Raw genomic sequence first — 21,465 nt, 5'->3', positions numbered from 1 at the left:
AAATCAGGTGACACCGGCCAAAACGGGGCTGGTCCGGAACAGAATCGCGGCTCCCCATGCCAAAGCAGATGTCCAGGCGCTCCTCGGTCCTGAAGAACCCGCGCCGGCAGGCCGGGAAGCTCACCGCCCCCGGCGAGCCGAGCCACGGCCCCCTGACGGGCGAAGAACTCCAGCTCGCGGTCCGGAACCATTCGATGCCGCTCGAGGCGCTCCGGAATGACACCACCCCGGCCGGGCTGCACTACCTGCTGAACCACTTCGACATTCCCTACATCGACGCCGACAACTGGCATCTGCGGATTGGCGGCGCTGTGCAGCGGTCGCTGGAGCTGAGCCTCCGGGCACTGCGGCGGGCGCCCAGCATCAGCCTGCCCGTCACTCTTGAATGTGCGGGAAACGGCCGGTCCCTTTTGCGGCCCCGCCCGCTCAGCCAGCCGTGGATGCTGGAAGGCGTGGGTACCGCCACCTGGACCGGGGTTCCGCTGGCCTACTTGCTGGCCCAGGCCGGGGTAGAGGACGACGCCGTCGAGGTGGTGTTCACCGGCGCCGACGCCGGGATCCAAGGCGGCGTGCGCCAGCAGTACGCGCGGAGCCTGCCGATCGGCGAGGCACTGCGCCCCGACGTCGTGCTGGCCTACCGGATGAACGGTGCCGAGCTGCCGCCCCAGCACGGCTACCCGCTACGCTTGGTGGTCCCCGGCTGGTATGGCATGGCGAGCGTGAAGTGGCTGTCCACGATCAACGTGGTGACGAAGCCTTTCGACGGTTTCCAGCAGTCGGTCGCGTACCGCTACCAGCAGGACGCTGACGACGCCGGGACGCCTGTCACGTGGATGAAGGTCCGCTCGCTGATGGTCCCGCCCGGTGTGCCGGACTTCTTCACCCGGAGCCGGGTCCTGGCCGCCGGACCGGTGATGCTGACCGGACGGGCGTGGTCCGGGAAGGGCGAGGTGCAGCGGGTGGAGGTCGGGATCGACGGCGAGTGGTCAGCGGCCCATCTGGAGCACTCGGCATCGCCTTTCGCCTGGCGCGCGTGGTCGATGCCGTGGGTTGCCGATCCTGGCGAGCACGAGCTGACCTGCCGCGCCACGGACGCTTCGGGTGCCGTGCAACCGCTGGAACAGGCCTGGAACTACCAGGGCATGGGCAACAACGTGGTCCAGCGGGTCAAGGTCACGGTTGAGTAGACAGTCAAGTCGCGGGTTGAGCCGGTCCGGTGCCCGGGTGCGGCGCCAGTTGCCCTAGTAATCAACGATCGCGCCGGCGGAGATGTTGACCGTGGCGTCGGTGATGGCTCCCGCCTTGTCTGAGGCGAGGAAGCAGGCGACGTTCCCGACGTCCGCCAGGGTCGCGGTGCGGTTCAGGTGGGCGGCCCTGGTGGTCTCGGCCACAATCTCCTCCCGCCCCTCCGCCTGCCACGGAATCGTCTCCACGATGCCGCCGGAGACAATGGTGACCACGCGGACACCGTGTTTGCCCAGCTCAAGCGCCCATTGCCGGCGCAACCCTTCCATCGCGTCCAGGGCGACCTTGAAACCGCCGAGCCCGGGCAGGGTCTGCGGGCCGGACCCGCCGAACATCAGGACAACGCCGGAACGCTGCTTGGTCATGCGCGCCGCCGCAGCGCGGGTCGTGAGGAACTGCGTGCGTGTGGCCAGCGTGATGGGCTGGGTGAAATCATCGACATCGATCTCCATGAGCGGCTGTTGGATGTCGCCGAAAGAGATCACGTTGAAGGAGATGTCGATCCGCTTGCTCTTCCTGGCCACCCGGTCCACGAACGCCCCGACCTGTTCCTCGTCGAGGGCATCGACGACGGCGGTCTCCGCCTGCCCGCCCGCCTCGTGGATGTCCCGGGCCACTTTTTCCAGCCGCGCCGCGGTGCGCCCGGCGAGATGGACCACGGCGCCCTCGGCTGCGAAGGCCCGGGCCACGGCTCCGCCGATGGCGCCGCCCGCACCGTAAATCAACGCGGTCTTGCCCTGCAGCAAACCGTTTGCCGCCGCCTCGTTGTTCAGCATGGTCCCCTGCCTCCTGCCGCGCAGTGGTGAATTCCCTCCACTATGTTCTCGCCGGGGGGAACTGGCAAGGGCGCGCCCCCCGGGTCAGGAGGCGAGTGTGCCCCGGACAATACTCACACTGGAGTGGGCAGGGTTGCCGTCGACCGCTTCGTCGGACACATCCACGATCGGATACGCGGCCAGATCAAGGCCGGCCGGGACCGGGAAAGTGCCGGAATCGGAGGTCAGTATGCCCAGGCTAACCAGCCGTGAGAGATCCGGCGCGATCAGCCAGACTTCCTGGTATCCCCTCGCCTCGTCCCGGTTGAGCGTGAGCTCCAGGCTGCGCTGTCCGTCCTTGGACTCGACCACCCTGGCCGACCCGGTAGCGGAATGCTGGTCTACCGGGGCAAGCTGCGCCGTGGCGAGCGGCGTGACAACGGGCTGGTTCTGGCGCACGGACCAGAAGACGCCGCCCGCCACCAGTGCGGTCGCCGCCGCGGCAGCAAGCCACACGCCGGGACGGCGAATCCAACCGGAACCCCCGCCGGGCTCTCCTTTTCGGCCGGCCTTTTCCTTCCGGGACACGAGCGGCGTCGGTGAACCGGGCGTTGACGCTGGTTCTGCCGCTGCCGCCGGGGAACCGGACCTCGGTGAAGCGAGCGGGTCGGCGGCGACGGTGGGGGAAAGCCCCAGCGCGCTATGAATTCCTGCCCACACCTGCGGTCCGGGCGCCTCCAGCGGGGCGTCGGGCCCGGGCCTTGCCGCCAACACAGCGCGGCGGAGGCCAAGGTATTCCGCTTCACAGCTGTCGCAGGACCGGAGGTGGTCCGCCGCGCCGTCGTCGAGTACTTCGCCCAGGGCGAGCAGGCTCAAAGACTCCGGATCAAGATGCTGCACGGTCTGCCTCCAATCGGTTTTTCAGTAGGGACAGGCTTCGGCGTATGTGGCTCTTGACTGTACCGAGCGGCAGGTCCATTTTCTGTGAGATCTGCGAATGCGTCAGGTCATCGTAGAACGCGAGTTTCAGGATGGACCCCTGCGGCTCCCCCAGCCGCTCCAATTCCCCGTCAAGCATCAGGCGATCGGCCAGGACCTCCGCGCCGGCAAACATTGCCGCCTCGTCTGCATCCGCGCTGACCTCGACGACGGCCAGCACTTTCCGGGTTTCCCTCATGGAGGCGGCCCTGGCATCCGTAATCGCGTTGCGGGTGATGCCAACGATCCAGGCTGGGAGCCTCGCTTTGGCCGGGTCGAACGTCGCCCGCGAGCGCCAAACGCGAATGAAGACCTCTTGGGTGACGTCGTCGGCCGCGGCGTGGTTGCGAAGGGCGCGTAGCGCAAGCGTGTGTACCAGCGGGGAAAACTGCCGGTACGCCTCGGCCAACGCGCGTTCCTCACCGGCGGCGAAGGACTCATTCAGTCCGGCGTCCCAGTCAGAAGCCGCCTGGTCGAAAGGTGCCAATCCAGGCTCCTTCCGACTGCTGTTTGCGGTGATGAGCGCTGCGTCCTGCATCATGCCGGATCCGCCGTGACAATCACATTGTCGCCGTAGTCCTGTTGTTCGTCCAGCCATCGACCGCCGCACGTGACCAGCTTCAGCTGGGGCGGGCCGTCTCGCCGGAAGACCGACGCGCCGTCGAACGCATTCTTGGCCATGAGTTCCACCCCGGTCACCCGGAAAGTCAGGGGTGCGGCCCCTTCGCGCTGCACTGTCACGAGCGTGCCCGCCGCGAGCGACTTGAGTTGGGAAAAGGGTGCCGAATCCGAGGTCGTATCGACGTGCGCCGCGACCACCGCGGTGCCGGCGGCGGCTCCGGGCGCCGGACCGAAGCGGTACCAGCCGGCCTCGTTGAAGGGCTCCGGGATCACCATGGCCCCGTCCGGACTGACTCCCACCTCCACGATGGGCATGCTGATGGTGGTTCCCTGCACCGAGAGGAAGCGCGGGGCCGGGTCCTCGGGCGCCCGGGCCGGAGGAGTTGCCGGGCGGACCGGGATGGCTGGGCTCGGGGCGGGAGCAGGCTGCGCCTGCTGTGTGGGCGTCGGTGGCTGCGTGGGCTGCGGTGGCTCGGTGAAGGGCCGCCCGGTGCCGGGGCCGGCCGTCTGAGTCTGCGTGGCCGGGGGTAGCTGAGTGACGGCCTCCGGGGGAGAGCCGCAACCCGCGATCATGAGTGCCATCGTGACGGCGGCAGCCGCGATCCGCGCAGCCGAGTGTTGCGCGGCCGACCGTACCGTGTGGCGCCGGGTGGCCTCCGGCGTCGTCATGCGTGTCATGTCCGTCCTCCCGCCGTGCTGGCGCTCAGGGGCCGGCCGCCCGGGGGGGGTGCCGGGCGGCCGGAGTAGCGGTTGCGACCTAGAGGACGCGGCGGAGCGGCTTCTGCCTGCGGGACGCAGCGACGCCGCCGGCAAGGAGCAAGAGGATCACGGCGCCGATGCCTACCGTGGCGGCTGACTGAGCACCTGTTGCAGTCCCGGCGTCAGCGGCGCCGGAGCGTCCGCCGGGAACGCCGGCAGGGGCGGAGTGCAGACCCTCAATGTTCTGCACGGCCAGCTTAAGGTTCTTGTCCGCGAGGCTGCCCCACGCGTACACCACCGTGTGGGTGCCTTCCGCGACCGTCACATCGGCGGGGCCGATCACCGGAGCCGTGGTGCCGGCGGCGGCCACCGTAACGGACAGGGTGCCGGGGTCCAGGGTCAGGGTCTTCTCATTGGGGTTGGCCAGTCCGGAGATGACGGGGGCACCGCCGGCGAGGACGTCCACGGCGGGAGCCGCCGCCGTGTGGCGGACTGTGAGCTTGCCCTTGCCTGCATCGATCCGCGAAACGTCATTGGTGAAGAAGTTGGCCGTCGGTTTGCCTCCTGCATCGAGGTTGGCCACGGCCGTGTAGTTGCCGCTGGCGGCGAGGCTGACCTTCACGGGCCCGATCACCGGGGCGGAAGCGTCCGCGGCATCGGCGGCGGTGATGGCAAGTTCGTAGTCCCCGGCCGGCAGGGCCAGCGGTCCGGCCAGGGTGCCGGGGGTGAAATCGTCAAGGGTTCTTTCACCGTTGACCCAAACGTCAACGGTGAGGCCCGGCACTCCGTGGAGGACGGACAGCTGGGCGTCGGACTCGGCCGCCTGGGCGGGGCCGGCAAGGGTGAGAGCTGCCGCGATGGCCACCGCGCCTGCTGCGAAAAGGCTGGTACGCATTTACATCTCCTTCAACGGCCCGGAAGGCGGGCGATTTCTGCTTACACACCTACTACCGGCATACGGGGCCGTTCGGATGCACTTGCAGGTGGATGTTTCTTGGAAGGAGGCACAGGCGCGGCCAGGGGCGGGCGCAACACGCGGCTGGCGGCTCCGGACAGCGGCCGGGCAGCAGGTGCCTGCCGGGAGCGGGGCCGGCACGGCGCGGGGCCGCCGCGCGCGCAGGTGCTTACCAGGGCCGCCAGGCGCGCGGCCGGGCCGCGGGGCCGGCTAGGCGCGCGGCCGGGCCGCGGGGCCGGCGGTGTTGTCCGGAGTAGGTCCTGAGGCGCCTGTTCCGTGGGGGGCGTCAGGACCGCCAGTGGCACCCGGGGATCCGGGTTCGAAGGTCCCGTTCGGGGCGCCCGTGGGAGCATTGCCCTCGGGCCGGACCGAGGGCCCGCCAACGCCGTAGAACCCCGCCTCGGTCCCAGCGTGCGCGCCGCGACCCGACCCGCCGGGCGCGCCGGCAGGTGGCCCGCCAACGGGCAGTCCGTTTGGCGGACCGCCTGCGGACGGCCAGTCACCCGGCGGAACCGCGTGGGCCGGTCCGGGCGGCGGCCAGCCGTGGGGAAGCGCGGGGGCATCCCCGGGATCCCTTGGCCCCATGTCCAGATGGAACGGTGGATACTCGTCCCGCAGCAGGAAAACGTAAGTGATAACGCGATAGATCCAGCGGTTCAGGCCCATCACCAACTCAAAGAGTCCCCGCCAGTATTCGCCTTTGAACAGCAGGATGACCCCGGCGATGAACACGAGCAGCCCGAGCAGGGAAATCCCCACACTCTGCTGCACCACGTCGCCTTCGCGCCCTACCCAGGTCCTTGCTGTCCCGGTCAGCACGCCGATGATGAGCAGGTGCGGAATGGCGAGCAGCCAGGATTTCACGAGCACCAGGCCACGGGACAGCCGCTCGGGGTAGTCAACGTCGAAGTCGGCCGGGTAGTCGGTGCGCTCCAGGGTGAAGGGCGGGTAGCGGTCCGTGCCCAGTACACCGTAGGCGTAAAAGGCAACCCGCCAGCTCCAGCGGAGCACTCCGACGGTGAAGTTGAACAGCGAGCGCGGATACCGGCCCGTGAACAGGATGGCGAACCAGGCCACGATGGTGACCACGGCGACGGCAAACCACAGGAAAAACAGCACGATGAAGTGCGGGATTGCCAGGAACCACTTGACCAGCCACAGCCAGCGGGACAAATCCCGGTCAAGATAGCCGCTGAGCCTGGCCGGATACACGACGGCTCCCCCGCCAGGCGGCATTCCCGCGGCGTAAGGCTGGCCGGCGTAGGGCTGGCCGGCGGGGGGCATTCCCGAGTAAACCTGCGCCGCCGGCTCCTGCGCGCCGGAAGCGTGCGCGGGTAGCCGTGGGCCGGCCGACGGCGGCCCACCCTTCCCGCGGCCCAGACCCACCGCACCGGCTACGATCAGGGGCACTCCGATCAGAAGGAATATGATGCCGCCGATCAGCAGTCCGATGAAGACGGGCCACAGCAGGTCCGAGCGGGCCCCGGCCTGCATGTCCACGGCGACCGGGGCGCTGGCGTCGGCGTTCATGATGACGACGGCCCAGCTGCCAGACCTGATGTCCCATTCGAGCTGCTGCACGCCCGGTCCGGTGGCCGACGCGGTCCAGAAACTCTGATCGGCTGGCCGCGCGGGGGTCCTGGGGCCCGGGACATCACGGTAGAGCACGCGGAACGGCGAGAATCGGACCTCGGCGATCTCGGAGTGTTTCACCTGCGCAAGATACGCCGCCACATCGTTGCGGGGCGCGATTCCAATGAAGATGTCCTTGCCCGCATCCGCTGAGCCGCGCAGCATGACACTGCCCGCGACGTCGATGGGGGCGGAGTCGGACAGGCCGCCTTGGGTCATGATGCTGAGGCGGGGTGAGGTCAGGGCATAGGAGTCGGATGAGTAGCGTTCCGACGGCGACGTGAAATACCTGTTATCGCGTTGCTGGTAATTGGCCCAGCCCGCGACGCCGGCGACAGCCAGCAGCCCCAAACCGAAGAGGGCGCTGAGCGTCCCGAGGATGAGCATGACAATCCGGCCTGGTCGCATGGCCGCCGTCCTTTCAGATGGTCCCTCCCGGGACTCCCGGTTCACACCCCTGGCCGCAGTCACGGCCTGCAGTCCCTGCACTCAGCCCAACACGGTGAGCCGTGTCTTTCTCCAGCCCCGGGCCCTTTCAATGTCGCCTTCAATGTCGCCGCGGCGCAGTGGTCCCTCCTAGCCGCCTGGGTAAAACGGCATGGGCTCTCACGCAGTGATCACCACCTTGAGCGCCTTGGTTTCCGCGGCGCGGGAGAACGTGTCGTAGGCCTCGAGGAACTGGTCAAAGCTGAAATGGTGCGTGGCGAACTTCTCCGCCGGCACCTTCTTCTGGGCGACGAGCTTGAGCAGCATCGGCGTGGTGTTGGCGTTGACCAGGCCCATGCTGATGTTGATGTTCTGGATCCAGAGGTTTTCCACGTGGAGCTCCACGGGCTTGCCGTGCACGCCGACATTGGCCACGTTGCCGCCGGGCCGGACGATTTCCGTGCACATGCTGAAAGTTGCCGGGATGCCCACCGCCTCGATCGCCACGTCCACGCCCTGCCCGTCGGTCAGGGCGAGCACCTGCTCTTTCCAATCGGCGTCCCCGGAAAGGACGACGTCGGTGGCGCCAAATTCGCGGGACTTCTCCAGGCGGTTCGCGTCGAGGTCGACGGCGATGATCGTGGCGGCGCCGTAGAGGCCGGCAGTGGCGATCGCGGCGAGGCCGACCGGCCCGGCGCCGATCACGGCAACGGTGTCCCCGGGCTTGACGCGGCCGTACTGCACGCCGATCTCAAAGCCCGTGGGCAGAATGTCGGAGAGCATAACGGCCTGTTCGTCGGTGACGCCCTCGGGGAGGAGGTGAAGCGAGTTTTCGGCGTAAGGGACGCGCACGTACTCGGCCTGGGTTCCGTCGATGAGATGCCCGAACACCCACCCAATGCCGGCTGCGCCTTCCTCGCCCATGCAGTGCGAGTAGAGGCCGGTTCTGCAATTGGCGCAGTGCCCGCAGGACTTGATGCAGGAGATGATGACGCGGTCCCCCACCTTCAGGCTGGTCACCGAGGAGCCGGTTTCGGTAATGGTTCCTACGCCCTCATGGCCCAGGATCCTTCCCTTCGTCACGGCGGGGACATCGCCCTTCAGGATGTGGAGATCCGTGCCGCAGATGGTGGTCGTGTCCACTCTGACAATCACGTCGCTGGGGCTCTGGATGGTCGGGTCGGGGACGTCGGTCCAGGATTTCTCTCCGGGACCGCCATAGACGAGGGCTTTCACACATGCTCCTTGATTTTGAGGATGTTGGGCGGGTCCACGATGCGGAGCCGGCAGGGTGTTTCAGAGGCGTCGATTCCGGACGACAGCACGGACCGGCGAGCGCCTTCGCGCAGCTGGTCGATGGCGGCCGCCGATACCCGGGCGTGGGCCAGGTCGATGACGATTTCGTGGCGGGGAAGTTTTGCGGTGACCCGGCGGCATACGACGTAAAGTGCCCTGATGTTTGCGGCCGTCACCACACCGTGCACCTCGATCCGGGAAATTTCCTGATGGTCGTCAATGCGGATCGTCACTTTCAGGCGTGGCGATCTTACGTGCGTGTCCATGAGTCCCCCGGCACCCGTGCCCGTGCGGTCGACAGTGCCTGAATCTTCGCTGCTTCTTTTTGCGTACTCATGTTGCTGCGGTCTCCGGCTCTCCTGCTGACGCGGGAAAGCCGGAAGTGCCATTTCCTTCCCCAATGTTGTAGCGAGACCGTACAGCTGGTGAAACAGGCGGTTCATCCCCCAATGGCCGTGCAGGAACTGCCCAAAATCCAGCATGACCTGCAAGTTTGCAGGGAGTAAGGGGCGAAAGTCCCTTGTCCGGCGGGGCGGCTGGCGCGGACGGCGCGGCAGGTCCGGATTGGCGCTGCGGGTTCCGGCACCTAGCCTGTTGGCTATGCCTCAATCCCCTGCCGCTGACGTGACCGCCCTTCGACTTGCCTCCGTGCGGATCCCCGGTGAATCGGCCCTGCTCGACATTCAGGTGCTTGACGGCGAAGTTTCGCGGATCGGCCCCGCGGGGCAGCTGCCCGTTGTTCCCGGATCCCGCGAAGTGGACCTGGACGGGCGGTATGTCATTCCAGGCCTGTGGGATGAGCATGTCCACATGACGCAGTGGGCCCTCGGCGCCAACCGCATCGATCTCTCTGGCGCCGCGTCGGCGGGGGAGGCGGCCGACGTCGTGCGTTCCTCAATTGCCCGCCTGGACGACGACGGCGCCGGACTGACGGTGGTGGGCGTCGGGTTCCGGGACGCCGGCTGGGCGGACGTTCCCAGCCTGGCGCTGCTCGACGGCGCGACCCGTGGACTGCCGGTGGCCCTGCTCAGCCATGACCTGCACTGCGTGTGGCTTAACAGCGCGGCGGCTTCCCGTTATGAAGTGGCGGTGGACCCTTCCGGGCTGCTGCGCGAAGACCCGGCCTTTCACCTGACCCGTGAGCTGGGCAAACTTCCCGACGCCGTCGTGGACGCCTGGGTCCGGGAGTCGGCGCAGGCCGCTGCCGCGCGCGGGATCGTGGGGATTGTCGATTTCGAAATGACCTGGAACCGTGACGTGTGGCGGCGGCGGGTCGCAGAAGGATTCGACTCGTTCCGGGTGGACGCCGGCGTCTATCCGCAGGATCTGGACCGCGCCATCGGGGCAGGCATGCGCACCGGGCAGCCCCTCGACGGCGGAAACGGGCTGGTGCGGGTGGGCCCGCTCAAGGTCCTGATCGACGGTTCGCTCAACACCCGCACGGCCTACTGCGTCGATCCGTATCCGCACGGCGGCCGAGGCCTGCTGACCGTGAGCGAGGCGGAGCTGCTGGAGCTGCTGGGCCGCGCCCGGGACTCCGGCTTCGTCCCGGCTGTGCACGCGATCGGCGACGGCGCCAACGAGGTGGCCCTGAACGCGTTCGCGGCGGCAGGGATCCGCGGACGGATTGAGCATGCCCAGTTTGTCCGGCGCCAGGACTTCGCCCGCTTTGGTGAGCTGGGGCTGACCGCGAGCGTGCAGCCGGCCCATGCCCTCGACGACCGGGACGCAGCCGATTCCAACTGGGCCGGACGCACCGACCGGGCGTTCCCGCTGCGCTCCCTGCTGGACGCCGGCGCCATCCTGGCCCTGGGCTCGGATGCGCCGGTGGCGGCGCTGGAGCCCTGGACTGCCATGTCCGCGGCCACCACCCGCACCCGGCAGGACGGCCGCGGCCCGTGGCATCCGGAGCAGGCCCTCACCCGGGAGGAGGCACTCACGGCGTCAACGCGCGGGCGGGGCAGGATCAGGGTTGGGAATCCGGCTGACCTGGCCGTGCTCGACGGCGACCCTCTCGCGGTTCCGGATGCGGTCTTCGCGGCGATGCCGGTGGCCGCGACGCTGGTGGCGGGGCGGTTTACGCACGGGGGCCACTAGCCAGCTGCAGTGGACGAGTTGCCTTTGACTCTGGCCTGGACAAGGTTGGCGAACGGCAGCCGGCCGTAATCTTTCACGAACGCGGCGTGGTAGCCGGCTTCGGCAACGCTCAGCTGCTCCGCAGGCAACTCTTTCCAGGCAAAAATGAGCTTGTTGGCGGCGGCGAGCTGCCAGATCAGCCGCCCGTCCCAGTGGCCCGGAGGTTTGCCCAGGCCGAAGTCCACGAACTCCTGAACCTGCCTCCGGAGCCCGCGGTTGCCTTTGCTCCCGGGCCCGGCCTTGCCCAGGTAAAGGACGTCGGCGTCGTCAACCCATTCGGCGTCGAGCGCGTCCGGCTGCAGGGAGGGGTCCTTCTTCTTGAAGACGCCCGCCGTGCTCTTGGCGAGGAACCGCGGGCGGTAGCCTTCGGGCCTTAGGACCGCGAAGATCCCCGGTTTCTGCGGGATCCGCATGATCTCAAGGTCCGCAAGCGTCCGGAATCCGGTGAACCCGTCCTCTTTCAGTGACTGTCTGTTGAGCGGCATGGATTCCTTGGATCGGCGGGCGGGGCGTTCCTTCAAAGCTTACGGATACGCGGACCCCTGGCCGCCGAAATGTCGGTGGTCTTCGGGTACCCCTATTCGAAGAACTCGATCCGCGGCTCGCCCTGGACGCCGCCGCGCTGCATCGCCTCGCGGAGGTCCGGGTTGTCGAAGAACGCGCGAGCCCCCTCGACCGAGTCGAAATAGTGAAGCACCAGCACGGTATCGGGGTCGCCGGCCATCCGGTGCACCGATTGCTGGGTAACCCCGCCCGCGGCCTGCAAGTCGGCGATGGAATCGTAGACCTTGCGCCAGGCGTCGTAGTCGGCGACTTTGTGGAATACCAGGGAGAGTGCCACGGTAATGCTCCTTACTGGGGGACGGGAGCGTGCCACTGCGGGCTGCGCTCCGCCGTCGTGTGGGGTGCGGCCGGCCCCAGCGTCGGGCCGCGCTGACTAATGCTGTGAGTGGTGACCCTCTGAACTCCAGGCACCCGGGCAGGGAGGCGTCGAAAGGTGGGGGTTCGGGGCGTATATCAAAAGGAGAGGGTTTCGCGAACGCAAGGCCTGCAGGTACCTTCGCGATCTCGCTATGAGACGGCTCGGACATTTTCACGTCCAGAACGCCCGGCTTAATCAAGTGGCTACCTGCAGGCTTTTTAAGCGTACGCCGGCTGTCCGTACGTGGCTAGGGGCCGATCGCCTCTGGTCGACGCCGGGCCGCAGGAAACGCCTCCGCGCCCAAAAGCGTAGAGTGGAACAAGACGCCTGATTCTGGACGCCGAGCGCTGAGGGAGAAATCGTGACGATTGACTGGGACGAGAAGAAGACCCTGCTACAGGAACCGAACATCGCCGCCGTAACGGCGCTTTGCGACGAACTGATGGAAAAGAAGCCGGGGTCGGTCGTCCCCTACATCGATCCCGTCCACGACGAGGACGAGTGCCGGATCGTCAGCCTCCACATCGCCCCCGGCAAGGGCACCGAGTCGGGCTTCGTCTCGCATTTCAACGATGACGAGGCCGCCCGGCGCGCCACCTCCATCTACGAGGCCGTGGAACTCGACCCGCGCTACGTGATGCCGTGGAACGCCTACCCCTGGGTGCGGGACCCCGAGCTCCCATCCGCCCTGAACGTCCAGGAGAAGACTGACGGCCTGCGGCCCTTCCGCCAGTTCCTGAAGATCAACAAGCGCGTCTCCGCCGTCATTGCCCACGGCGCCGATGCTCATGCCTTCCTGACGCTGTTCGAGAAGACGTACCACTCCTCGCTCAAGAACCGTGGCGTCAAGATCTACAAGGCCACGGCCCTGGGCGGCCGCGCCTTTGCCGTCTCGGCCACCAAGCAGGACGAGCTGCTGAACAAGAACGTCGAGGTCTACAAGGACGCCATGCAGCGGGCAGGCATCCAGCACCTCTGAGGCGCCCGCCGCGCTGGGCGCCCGACGCCGGGCGTCGCCCTGCGGGAGCCGTGATGTCAGCCTTCCAGCAGCCTCCGCCGGTGCCGGAGTTCCTTGACCCACTCCCTGGTGACCATCGCCGGGAACGGTGAGCCGCCGTCGTCGGTCACTGACGCAAACGCCGTCCCCGCCTCCAGATCCGCCAGGAGCGGGCCGGATGCCTTCAGCCCCAGCGCCAGCGCCTGAACCGCTGCACGGTCGGTGAGCCCCAGCCCGCTGGCCCAGGCGAGAAAGTGCCGCCGTGAAATGCCGTTCCGCTTGCCGTCCAGCGTGAGAGCGAGCGTCTTGTCCCCGAACACCACGGTGGAGGGGATGTCGTACACCGGCGCGACGGACCACTCGCCGAGGGGCTGCTGCACCATGGACACGTTCTTGGCATGCAGGTCGCCGTTGCCGCTGAGCCACGCGAAGGCCGCCTGGATGGCCAGGTTCCGCAGCGCCGGCAGCGGTGCCCCGCAATAGTCCGCGAGCGCCCGGCACACCTGCCCGTACCCCACGTTGTACTTGTCCGCCGGGTACAGCCCCAGCACCTGCGCCCCGTCCTCGACGGCGAGGCGCAGCACCGCGTCGGGCGGGCCGCCCACAACGGGAATCCGGTCGAAGCGCTCCACCAGCAGCCCGGGCCGGCCCGCGACGTCGCGGATCAGCTGCACCCGGCTCAGCGGGATCCGCAGCTTGGCCGCGTAGCGGAACATCGCGAACTCGTTCTCCACCACGTGCGGGAACTCGGGCGCGTTGAGCTTGAGGATGAACCGCCGGCCCGCGCGCGCCACCGGCATGGAGATCATCCCGGCGGAGAGCTTGTCCTGTACCCCGGCCAGCGCCACCGGATCGATCAGCCCGGAGTCCCCCAGCAGCGCATCGAAGTCCACCGGCAATTTCGGATCCAGCTGCACGGCGTGCTCGTCCGGGTCCAGTTTCTCGCCGTGGCCCACGATCTGCACATCGCCCACCGGGTTCGCTCCGGCAACAATGAGCAGAGCGAGCTCATCATCCACGCTGGTCTTCACGGACCGGCGCAGCGCGTTCAGCCGCCGGCCCTCCGGCAGCAGCCCGGTGAAGTACGGCGGTGCGGCACCCGCGGCAGAGAGCACCGGCTCCGGGCCCAGCGGCAGGGTGGTGGCGACGGCGGGGCCGCCGGACGCGAGGTAGGCCGGCAGGTAGCTGAACCTGGTGCCGCCGCCGAACCGTTCCAGCCGCGCGGCCAGCACCCCGGCCTTGTAGACGTCCGCGACGCGGTGCCTCACGGCCGCGGGGCCGCAGGCCCGGGCGCGGCGTGGGGCGCGGGTGCAAGCGCGGTCGCCTCACGTTCGGGGAGTTCGACGGCGGCCGGCCCGCCGTGCGTGGCCGCGCCCGGCCCGCCGTGCGTCGCCGCACCCGGCCCGCCGGCGAGGGCCCGGGCGGCGGAGCTGGTCCGGGGGGTCAGCTGCAGCTCGAGGCCCAGGGTGGCCAGAAGCGCCAGCAGCAAGTCCAGCTGGACACTGGGCTTGCCCTGCTCGACGAAGCGGACAAACCGTTCGGACACCCCGGCAAGCTCGGCGAGGTCGCGCTGGCTCAGCCGGAGCGTGCCGCGGCGGGCACGGACGCCGGCCGCCAGCCGGTCCTGGAATGACTCCGCCACGGGACATGTCCCCTCGTAGGCCAGATCGGATAGGAACGAACGTACCGATTTCAATGATTCTCCAGTCTAACCCCGAGCGGCGGCCCGGAATAGGGCCATTTCGGCACGTTCGTGCCGGTATCCGATGTTTGGATCTTTCGGCCCCGCGGCCATGCCCCGCGACCTATCATGGAGGCGTTGCGCACCACGCGACAGGCCTTGGGGGAAAGGCGGCCCCCGCGAAACGCGGCCTAGTTAAAGAGGAGCTCCATGTCCGAGAACCCCGGTTCCAAACTGGCGATCGTCGGCGCCGGCAGTGTCGGCACCTCGCTGGCCTATGCGGCCCTGATCCGCGGCTCGGCCAGCAGCGTTGCTCTCTTCGACGTCAACGCCGCCAAGGCGGAGGCAGAGGTACTGGACCTGGCGCACGGCACCCAGTTCGCGGCCGCAGCCGTGACGGTCACCGGCGGCGGCGACATCGCCGCGGTGCAGGGGGCCGACGTCGTCGTCATCACGGCCGGGGCCAAGCAGGCTCCGGGCCAGACGCGCCTGGACCTGGCGGGCACCAACATCGGCATCCTCGAACAACTCATGCCACAACTGCTGCGGCAGGCCCCGGACGCCGTTTACGTGCTGGTCACCAACCCCTGCGATGTGCTCACCGTCGCGGCGCAGAAGATTTCCGGCCTGCCGCCCGACCGGATTTTCTCCTCGGGCACGGTGCTGGACACCTCCCGGCTGCGCTGGCTGCTGGCACGGAAAGCTGGAGTCTCGCTCACCAGCGTCCACGCCAGCATGGTGGGCGAGCACGGCGACACCGAATTCCCCCTCTGGTCCGGCGCCACGATCGGCACGGTCCCGATCCGCAGCTGGAAGGTGTCCGGGGAGCACATCTTCACCGCCGGTCATCTGGCCGAGACGGCACTGGAGGTGACGCAGGCGGCCTACAAGGTCATCGCCGGCAAGGGCGCCACGAATTACGCGATCGGCCTCTCCGGCGCGCGGATCGTGGAGGCGCTCCTGCGTTCAGAAAACGCAGTGCTCCCCGTGTCCACCGTCCTGGACGGCCAGTACGGCATCTCCGGCGTAGCCCTGTCCCTGCCCAGCATCGTGGGGCACGGCGGGGTCCGGGAAATCCTGGACACGCCGATGGACGACGGCGAACTCGCCGCCCTGCACCACTCGGCCGAGACCCTGCAGCAAAGCCTGGCCACGCTGGGCATCTGAGACGCTGGGCAGCCGAGGCGCTCGGCAGCCGAGGCACGGGACCGTAACGCAACGTCCCGGCAACCGCACGCGGATGCGGTTCGCATATGCTCGACTGACAGGCTCACTGCGGCTCAGCGACGATCCACCCGGGAGACACACCTCATGACCAACTGGCGAATCAGGGATTTCCACTCGGCCGATCTTGACGGGATCCTGCATCTCTGGGAATCCCTCAAGGCCACGAATGTCGAGCCGGTGTACGCGCTTTCGGAGGTCCTCGCCTCGTGCGAAAAGGACCACGCCGTCGTCGCGGTGCAGGGAGACCAGGTGGTGGGCGCCGCCGTCGGCCGCGCCGCCCACGACCAGGGCTGGATCGTCTTCCTGGCCACCCTTCCCGAATACCGCGGCCGCGGGATCGGTACGTCACTGCTGGCCGCCGTCGAAAACCGGATGGCCCCGCACGGGCTGAACAAGCTCTCTGCGCTCATGCCGGAGTCCGAAACCCGGGTGGAGGCGTTCCTGAGCCGCGGCTTCATGCTGAAGAAGAATCTGCGCTATTTCGAGCGGAAAATCCCGGTCCAGCGCCAGGAACTCGAGCCCCTCAGCCTGCTAGGCGGCCGGATCCTGGCCCGCGACCTCTGGGAAAACGTCGCAGGCATGCGCAACGAGAAGGAACTCCTGGAGCGCCGCCTCGTGCTGCCGCTCGCGGAAGCCGACCTCGCCGACGAGTACGGCGTGGTGCCGCCGCGCGCCGTCGTCCTCTTCGGCCCGCCCGGCACCGGCAAGACCACCTTCGCGAAGGCCATCGCCTCCCGGCTCGAATGGCCCTTCGTGGAGGTCTTCCCCTCCCGGCTCGCCTCCGACCCCAAGGGCCTCGCCGGTGCGCTGCGCGAAACCTTCCTCGAGATCGCCGAGCTGGAGCACGCCGTTGTCTTCATCGACGAGGTGGAGGAGATCGCCTCCCAGCGGTCCGGTGAACCGCCGTCGCCGTTGCAGGGCGTCACCAACGAACTCCTGAAGATCATCCCGGCGTTCCGCGAACAGCCCGGCCGGCTGCTGGTGTGCGCCACCAACTTCATCAGGGCCCTGGACACCGCATTCCTGCGCCACGGCCGCTTCGACTACGTCATCCCCATCGGCCTGCCGGACCGCCAGGCCCGCGAGGCCATGTGGCAGCGCTTCATTCCCGCCACAGTGGTGGACGACGTGGACGTGGAGCTTTTGGTGGACCGGAGCCAGGGATTCTCGCCCGCGGACATCGAGTACGCGGCCCGGAGCGCCTCCCAGCGGGCACTGGAAAAGGCGGTGTACGACGACGGCGGCCAGGCTTCCGGCGGCAGCGCGTCCGTCCGGGCGGCTGTCCGCAAGGGCCCCTCCACCCAGGACTACCTCGACTCCATCGCGGACACGAGGACCACCGTGAGCGAAGAGGTCCACCAGCAGTTCCTCGAGGACATCGACGCCCTCGGCCGCGTGTAGCCCCAAGCAACGCGGGGTCAGATACCGCCCATGCGGGGCCCTTGGATGGACGCTAGGTGACCCCGCGATGCAGTAGGTCAGGGGCCGAGCGTGACCGCGATCTTTCCCTTGGCGTGGCCCTGTTCGAGCGCGGCGAAGGCCTCGGCGATCCTGGCGAAGGGGTAGGTACTGTCCACCACGGGCCGGAGCTGGCCGCCGTCGACGAGGGATGCCAGGACCCGCAGGTCGTCCCCGCTGGGGTGCATGAACAGGTACCGGTAGCTGGCTTCTGCCCTGCGGGCGCGCCGGCGGATGCCCCGGCTCATCAGGGTGAACGCGGCCGTGATCCACGGCGGCGCGCCAAGGTCTTCCGTCGCGGTGTGCGCCTCCGGCACGCCGGCGATGGACACCACGCGGCCGCCGGGCCTGAGGATACTGAAGGAGTCCTTGAGCACCGTGCCGCCGACCAGATCCAGGACGGCGTCGAAGTTCCGCAGCATCAGCGAGAAGTCCTCCCGGGTGTAGTCGATCACGCGGTCGGCGCCGAGCCTCCGCACAAGGGCCTCGCCGCGGGGCGACGCGGTGGTGGTGACCTCGGCCCCCCAATGCTTCGCGAGCTGGATCGCCAGCGTGCCGACGCCACCCGCGCCGCCGGCGATAAAGAGCCTGGTGCCCGGGCCGACGGCGAGTTCGTCGCGCAGGGCCTGCAGCGCTGTCAGCCCGGCCAGCGGCAGCCCTGCGGCTGCAGCGAAGTCGATCGACGACGGCATCCGGGCCACCAGCTCCTGCGCCACGCACACGAGCTCTGCAAAGGCGCCGAGCTTATGCTTCTCCACCCGGGCGTAGACCCGGTCCCCGACGGCGAAGCGGTTGGGCCCGGGGCCGACGGCGTCCACGGTCCCGGAGAGTTCGCAGCCGGCGACGACGGGCAGCCGGAGCCGGTTGATGGGCCGCAGGTCACCGTCGCGGATCTTGCAGTCCACCGGATTCAGCCCGGCGGCGGCGACCCTGATCCGGACGTCGCCTGGTCCGGGCTGGGGTTCGGGAACGTCCCGGAACTCCATGGCGCCGGCCCCGCCGTAGCGTGTGAGGACGTAGGCCCGCACGGTCAGTCCCGGTGGGTCTCGGTCTCGGCGGCGGGGGAACCTGCCGGCGCGTCCTCATAGGAGAGGTTTTCGTAGTCAGTGTCGTCCGCCTCGTCCAGCAGATCATCGAGTTCCTCGAGCAGCCACGGGTTGATCCGGGCAAGAATCTTCCGGGTTTCCTCGACCGGCACGGCAGCAAAGAGCACCGGGCGGGCCTCGTCATATCTGGTCACCGGCGGTTTGTCGGGCCATTTCTCCGCCAGCGCCTTGACCCGTTCCGGCAGTGAATTGTGCGCGTTGTCCGCGATCTTCACCAGGGTGGCGTCGTGGTCTTCGGCAATGTAGCGGATTCCGGCCTGGTAGTCATCCGGGTTCTCGTGCAGGCGCTTGGTGACGCGCTCGATGATGTCTGCAGCCCGCTCCGAGACACCCATGTCCAGGAGCGCCTGCCGGGTCATCGGGGTGTCCTCCGCAATGTCGTGCAGGTATCCGGCGATCCGGATGTCGTCGTCGAAGTCCGCCAGGGCGTCACCGACAGCGAGAACGTGCTCGCGGTAGGGCCGCTTGAGCTTGTCCTTCTGGCGGTTGTGGGCCACCTCGGCAAGGACCTTGGCGGTCTCGACGGTGAATCGGGGAAGTGCTGGTTCTGACATTGTTCAAGCCTACGCGGTTGTGCGGAGCGTCAACGGCTACGCGCGGGGCCAGACCCAGGGCTCCCGGGGCAGCGCCGCAGGCCGGAACACCGCGAGGGCCCGCGGGAGTGGCCCCGGCGGCAGCCCCAGGGAGGCCAGCAACGCATCCCGCACATCGTCCGTCTGCATGCCCGCCCGGGCCAGGTCCGACAGGGTCACGGCGCCGTCGCGCTTGGCCAGCCGTGCGCCGTCGGCGTTCACCACGAGCGGCACATGTGCATATTCCGGAACGGGTATATCTAACAGGGTGCCGAGATAGGCCTGGCGGGGCGTGGAAGGCAGGAGATCATCGCCGCGGACCACCTGGTCGATCCCCTGGTCAGCGTCGTCGACCACTACCGCGAGGTTGTAGGCCGTCACACCGTCATTGCGCCGGAGCACAAAGTCATCCACCGCCCCGGTGTAGCTGCCGTGCAGAAGGTCGCGCACGGTCCCTTCCGTGACGTCGGCACGGAGCCGGATCGCCGCTGGCCGGACGGCGCGCTTGGCATCGCGCTCGGCCACGGACAGGTTCCGGCACGTGCCCGGGTACGCGCCCTGCGGTGCGTGCGGCGCGGACGGGGCGTCCTGGATTTCGCGGCGCGTGCAGAAGCACTCGTAAGTGAGCCCTGCTGCTGCCAGGCCGGCCACGGCCGCCGCGTAGAGCGGCCCGCGGTCCGCCTGCCGCACGACGCCGCCGTCCCAGTCCACGCCGACCGCTGCCAGATCGCGGAGCTGCTCCGCCTCGGCGCCGGCCCGGGCGCGGTCCAGGTCTTCCACGCGCAGCAGGAACCGGCGGCCGGTGGAGCGGGCGAAGAGCCAGGCCAGGATGGCCGTCCGCAGGTTGCCCACATGCAGCTCGCCGGAGGGGCTGGGTGCGAAGCGGCCGGCAGAGGTCATGGCACCAGCCTAGGGGGAGCAACGCAGCCGTGGAGCACCGCAACGGCCCCTCCTCCAGCAACGCGGGGTCACCTACGGCCCGTCGCGGGCCCCTCAATGGGCGCGATGTGACCCCGCGTTGCCTTGGAGCAACGCAAGAGCCCCTCAGCTACCGATGACTTCGGAAAACCGACGTCGGTGGCTCAGGGGCTCTTGCCGTGCCCGGCCCGGGGCATTGCTCCGGGCCATGGCACTGCGAATAGGAAGAACGGCGAATGCGGACAGACGATGCGTGAACAAGTGTCAATCAGCGGCGGGTTCCTTGCGGGAAGCCTCATTCAGGGTCCGGGTGGTGTGCCGGGGAGCCTGTAGCCTGGGGGATCCGGCGGTAGCCTGTATCCCTTTGTTGTCACTATTTCAACAGAAGTCCTACAGTTGGTGCAACGGGCATCATTTAAATTGGTCAATCCGACCAATTGCGGCCGGAGCAATGCGCAGGAAGTGGTCACTTTGCAGGAACTCGACGCGACGGACCGGCGGATCCTGGCCGCCCTCGACGAAGACCCGAGGGCGCCCATCATGGTGCTGGCCCAGAAACTGGGTCTGGCCCGCGGGACTGTCCAGTCGCGCCTCGAGCGGATGACGGCGTCGGGCGCGCTGCGGCCGAACAGCAGCCGCGTGCTGCCCTCAGCGTTGGGCCGGGGCGTGGCGGCGTCGGTCAGTGCCGAGCTGGACCAGAGCCACCTGAACGAGGCTATCGCCGCACTGCGGAACATCCCGGAGGTCCTCGAATGCCATGCCCCGGCCGGCGAGACCGATCTGCTCATCCGTGTGGTGGCAAGGAGCCCGGATGATCTGTACCGTGTCTCGGAGGAAATCCGGCTCTGTCCCGGAATTGTGCGGACGTCCACGAGCATGTTCCTCCGCGAGGTCATCCCCTACCGGACCACGGGGCTGCTCGGCGCCTGAGCCCGGTGCAGGGCAAGCGCCACGCCCGTCAGCCGCCGTCGGCCTGTCCGAATTCGCGGTCCCACAGTTCATGCAGGTCGGCGTCCTTGCCGATGGCCGTCACCGTCTCCATTTCGGCGGGACTGGTGTGCTGCCACCCCCGCCGGTTCAGGGACTTCCGCCCGTTGTCCAGCAGGAGCAGCGCAAGGTCCGTCAGGGCATCGCTGCGCAGGGTGAAGTCCGTCTTCCGGCGCCGGAGGACCTCTTGCAGGGCGGCACGGGCGGCCCCGTACCCGCCGAGCCGCCACAGGGAACGGGCCCGGATCAGCAGCAGAGCGGCGGCCAGGTCGTCGCCATTGAGCAGCCCCTCCGTGTCCGCCGCGACCTCCGCGTCCCGCCGCAGCCCGGCTGCCAGCGAGCACCGGGCCAGTGCCGAGGGCAACGACGGCGGCAGCCCGGTGAGCGCCGCGAGCGCGGCCTCCGTCTGTCCGGTCTCCCGCAGCGAGTGGGACAGCGCCAGGAACACGGCCTCCTCGCTGAACAGGACCGGGACCTCGATCCGTTCCGCTACCTCCGCCCGGGTGATGACACCGGTGAGGTAGGCGGACGCATAGCGGTTCGCGTCCTCGTCGTTTCCGACCGCTATGCCGAGCTGGAGCAGTTCGGCGGCGCGCAGGTGGCCGCCGTGCGAGTGGCACAGCAGACCGGCCATCAGGTAACACAGCCCGGCCCAGCCCGGGTAGGCGCGGGCCAGAGTGATCAGCCGGTCCGGGTCGGTGCTGCCGAAGATCGCCGCATGCACGGCCTTGTGCGCCCTGCCGGGACCCCGGCCCGGGACCTTGCCCAGCCGGGGCACACCGCCCACCACCGCCAGCGTCCCCCGGCTCCGCCCCGCGACGGCCCCGGACACCAGCCCGCCCACGCCCGCGGCG

At 68.6% G+C, this 21,465-nt stretch carries 22 protein-coding genes; 6 read left to right on the top strand and 16 right to left on the bottom strand.

All coding sequences use genetic code 11. The features are described 5' to 3' along the window. The first annotated feature begins 68 nt into the window (after positions 1-68). Positions 69-1,187 carry a sulfite oxidase gene (locus BJG92_RS08495; protein ID WP_374199780.1) on the top strand — a complete coding sequence of 373 codons (1,119 nt, stop codon included), beginning with the start codon at positions 69-71 and terminating at the stop codon, positions 1,185-1,187. 54 nt (positions 1,188-1,241) lie between these two features. Here the strand turns inward: BJG92_RS08495 and BJG92_RS08490 are convergent, their stop codons facing one another. The 8 genes from BJG92_RS08490 to BJG92_RS08455 form a co-directional block, all read right to left on the bottom strand. Next, entirely contained in the window at positions 1,242-2,021 is a 780-nt protein-coding gene (locus BJG92_RS08490; protein ID WP_232083596.1) for an SDR family NAD(P)-dependent oxidoreductase, read from the bottom strand. Positions 2,022-2,105: 84 nt separating this feature from the next. Then, positions 2,106-2,900 (bottom strand): anti-sigma factor domain-containing protein, encoded by a 795-nt coding sequence (locus BJG92_RS08485; protein WP_232083595.1) that lies wholly within the window; start codon positions 2,898-2,900, stop codon positions 2,106-2,108. Further along, entirely contained in the window at positions 2,887-3,465 is a 579-nt protein-coding gene (locus tag BJG92_RS08480) for an RNA polymerase sigma factor (RefSeq protein ID WP_232083594.1), read from the bottom strand. The genes BJG92_RS08485 and BJG92_RS08480 overlap by 14 nt, the downstream gene beginning before the upstream one ends. A 50-nt stretch (positions 3,466-3,515) precedes the next feature. Further along, complete coding sequence (locus BJG92_RS08475; protein WP_232083593.1) at positions 3,516-4,277, bottom strand: class F sortase; 762 nt, start codon at positions 4,275-4,277, stop codon at positions 3,516-3,518. Between the two features lie 79 nt (positions 4,278-4,356). Then, positions 4,357-5,193: a DUF4397 domain-containing protein gene (locus BJG92_RS08470; RefSeq protein WP_232083592.1), complete on the bottom strand. Its 837-nt coding sequence runs from the start codon at positions 5,191-5,193 to the stop codon at positions 4,357-4,359. A 270-nt stretch (positions 5,194-5,463) separates the two neighbouring features. Then, positions 5,464-7,293 carry a DUF4389 domain-containing protein gene (locus BJG92_RS08465; protein WP_232083591.1) on the bottom strand — a complete coding sequence of 610 codons (1,830 nt, stop codon included), beginning with the start codon at positions 7,291-7,293 and terminating at the stop codon, positions 5,464-5,466. A gap of 198 nt (positions 7,294-7,491) precedes the next feature. Then, a complete protein-coding gene (locus BJG92_RS08460; protein WP_232083590.1) occupies positions 7,492-8,547 on the bottom strand; it encodes a zinc-dependent alcohol dehydrogenase family protein in 1,056 nt (351 codons plus the stop codon). Continuing rightward, positions 8,544-9,098, bottom strand: a complete 555-nt coding sequence (locus BJG92_RS08455; RefSeq protein ID WP_232083589.1) for a hypothetical protein — start codon at positions 9,096-9,098, stop codon at positions 8,544-8,546. The genes BJG92_RS08460 and BJG92_RS08455 overlap by 4 nt, the downstream gene beginning before the upstream one ends. A gap of 109 nt (positions 9,099-9,207) precedes the next feature. On the opposite strand from BJG92_RS08455, the gene BJG92_RS08450 reads away from it, so the two are divergent. After that, a complete protein-coding gene (locus BJG92_RS08450) occupies positions 9,208-10,704 on the top strand; it encodes an amidohydrolase (protein WP_232083588.1) in 1,497 nt (498 codons plus the stop codon). Here the strand turns inward: BJG92_RS08450 and BJG92_RS08445 are convergent. Together BJG92_RS08445 and BJG92_RS08440 are read right to left on the bottom strand one after the other, a co-directional pair. Next, positions 10,701-11,228 (bottom strand): hypothetical protein, encoded by a 528-nt coding sequence (locus BJG92_RS08445; protein WP_232083587.1) that lies wholly within the window; start codon positions 11,226-11,228, stop codon positions 10,701-10,703. The two genes, BJG92_RS08450 and BJG92_RS08445, sit on opposite strands and share 4 nt — an antisense overlap. Before the next feature lie 92 nt (positions 11,229-11,320). Then, positions 11,321-11,584, bottom strand: coding sequence for a hypothetical protein (locus BJG92_RS08440; RefSeq protein WP_232083586.1), 264 nt, complete (start codon positions 11,582-11,584; stop codon positions 11,321-11,323). A gap of 442 nt (positions 11,585-12,026) precedes the next feature. Between BJG92_RS08440 and BJG92_RS08435 the strand changes: the two genes are divergently transcribed. Then, the gene (locus tag BJG92_RS08435; RefSeq protein ID WP_232083585.1) at positions 12,027-12,644 is read left to right on the top strand and encodes a uracil-DNA glycosylase; all 618 of its coding nucleotides are present in this window, start codon (positions 12,027-12,029) and stop codon (positions 12,642-12,644) included. A gap of 56 nt (positions 12,645-12,700) precedes the next feature. Here the strand turns inward: BJG92_RS08435 and BJG92_RS08430 are convergent, their stop codons facing one another. Both BJG92_RS08430 and BJG92_RS08425 read right to left on the bottom strand, forming a co-directional pair. Next, the gene (locus BJG92_RS08430) at positions 12,701-13,930 is read right to left on the bottom strand and encodes a type II toxin-antitoxin system HipA family toxin (protein WP_232083584.1); all 1,230 of its coding nucleotides are present in this window, start codon (positions 13,928-13,930) and stop codon (positions 12,701-12,703) included. After that, positions 13,927-14,304, bottom strand: coding sequence for a type II toxin-antitoxin system Y4mF family antitoxin (locus BJG92_RS08425; protein ID WP_232083583.1), 378 nt, complete (start codon positions 14,302-14,304; stop codon positions 13,927-13,929). The genes BJG92_RS08430 and BJG92_RS08425 overlap by 4 nt, the downstream gene beginning before the upstream one ends. Positions 14,305-14,553: 249 nt before the next feature. Between BJG92_RS08425 and BJG92_RS08420 the strand changes: the two genes are divergently transcribed. Further along, a complete protein-coding gene (locus tag BJG92_RS08420; protein WP_232083582.1) occupies positions 14,554-15,510 on the top strand; it encodes an L-lactate dehydrogenase in 957 nt (318 codons plus the stop codon). 144 nt (positions 15,511-15,654) lie between these two features. Next, entirely contained in the window at positions 15,655-16,971 is a 1,317-nt protein-coding gene (locus BJG92_RS08415) for an ATP-binding protein (RefSeq protein WP_232083581.1), read from the top strand. A gap of 77 nt (positions 16,972-17,048) precedes the next feature. Here the strand turns inward: BJG92_RS08415 and BJG92_RS08410 are convergent, their stop codons facing one another. The 3 genes from BJG92_RS08410 to gluQRS are packed head-to-tail and all read right to left on the bottom strand — an operon-like array spanning position 17,049 to position 19,606. After that, complete coding sequence (locus tag BJG92_RS08410; RefSeq protein ID WP_232083580.1) at positions 17,049-18,056, bottom strand: NADP-dependent oxidoreductase; 1,008 nt, start codon at positions 18,054-18,056, stop codon at positions 17,049-17,051. 2 nt (positions 18,057-18,058) lie between these two features. Next, a complete protein-coding gene (locus BJG92_RS08405) occupies positions 18,059-18,688 on the bottom strand; it encodes an HD domain-containing protein (RefSeq protein ID WP_232083579.1) in 630 nt (209 codons plus the stop codon). Between the two features lie 36 nt (positions 18,689-18,724). After that, positions 18,725-19,606 carry a tRNA glutamyl-Q(34) synthetase GluQRS gene (gene gluQRS / locus BJG92_RS08400; protein ID WP_232083578.1) on the bottom strand — a complete coding sequence of 294 codons (882 nt, stop codon included), beginning with the start codon at positions 19,604-19,606 and terminating at the stop codon, positions 18,725-18,727. 489 nt (positions 19,607-20,095) lie between these two features. Between gluQRS and BJG92_RS08395 the strand changes: the two genes are divergently transcribed. Further along, complete coding sequence (locus BJG92_RS08395) at positions 20,096-20,554, top strand: Lrp/AsnC family transcriptional regulator (protein ID WP_232083618.1); 459 nt, start codon at positions 20,096-20,098, stop codon at positions 20,552-20,554. A 28-nt stretch (positions 20,555-20,582) separates the two neighbouring features. Here BJG92_RS08395 and BJG92_RS08390 read toward each other — a convergent pair. After that, positions 20,583-21,465: hypothetical protein (locus BJG92_RS08390; protein WP_232083577.1), on the bottom strand; the 883-nt coding region annotated here is incomplete at its 5' end.

Origin of the sequence: Arthrobacter sp. SO5 (assembly GCF_020532805.1) — a bacterium.
In the GTDB taxonomy this organism is placed as follows: Bacteria; Actinomycetota; Actinomycetes; order Actinomycetales; family Micrococcaceae; genus Arthrobacter.
Note: the sequence above shows the minus strand (reverse complement) of the source record. Positions and strands in the feature narration are given on the sequence as shown.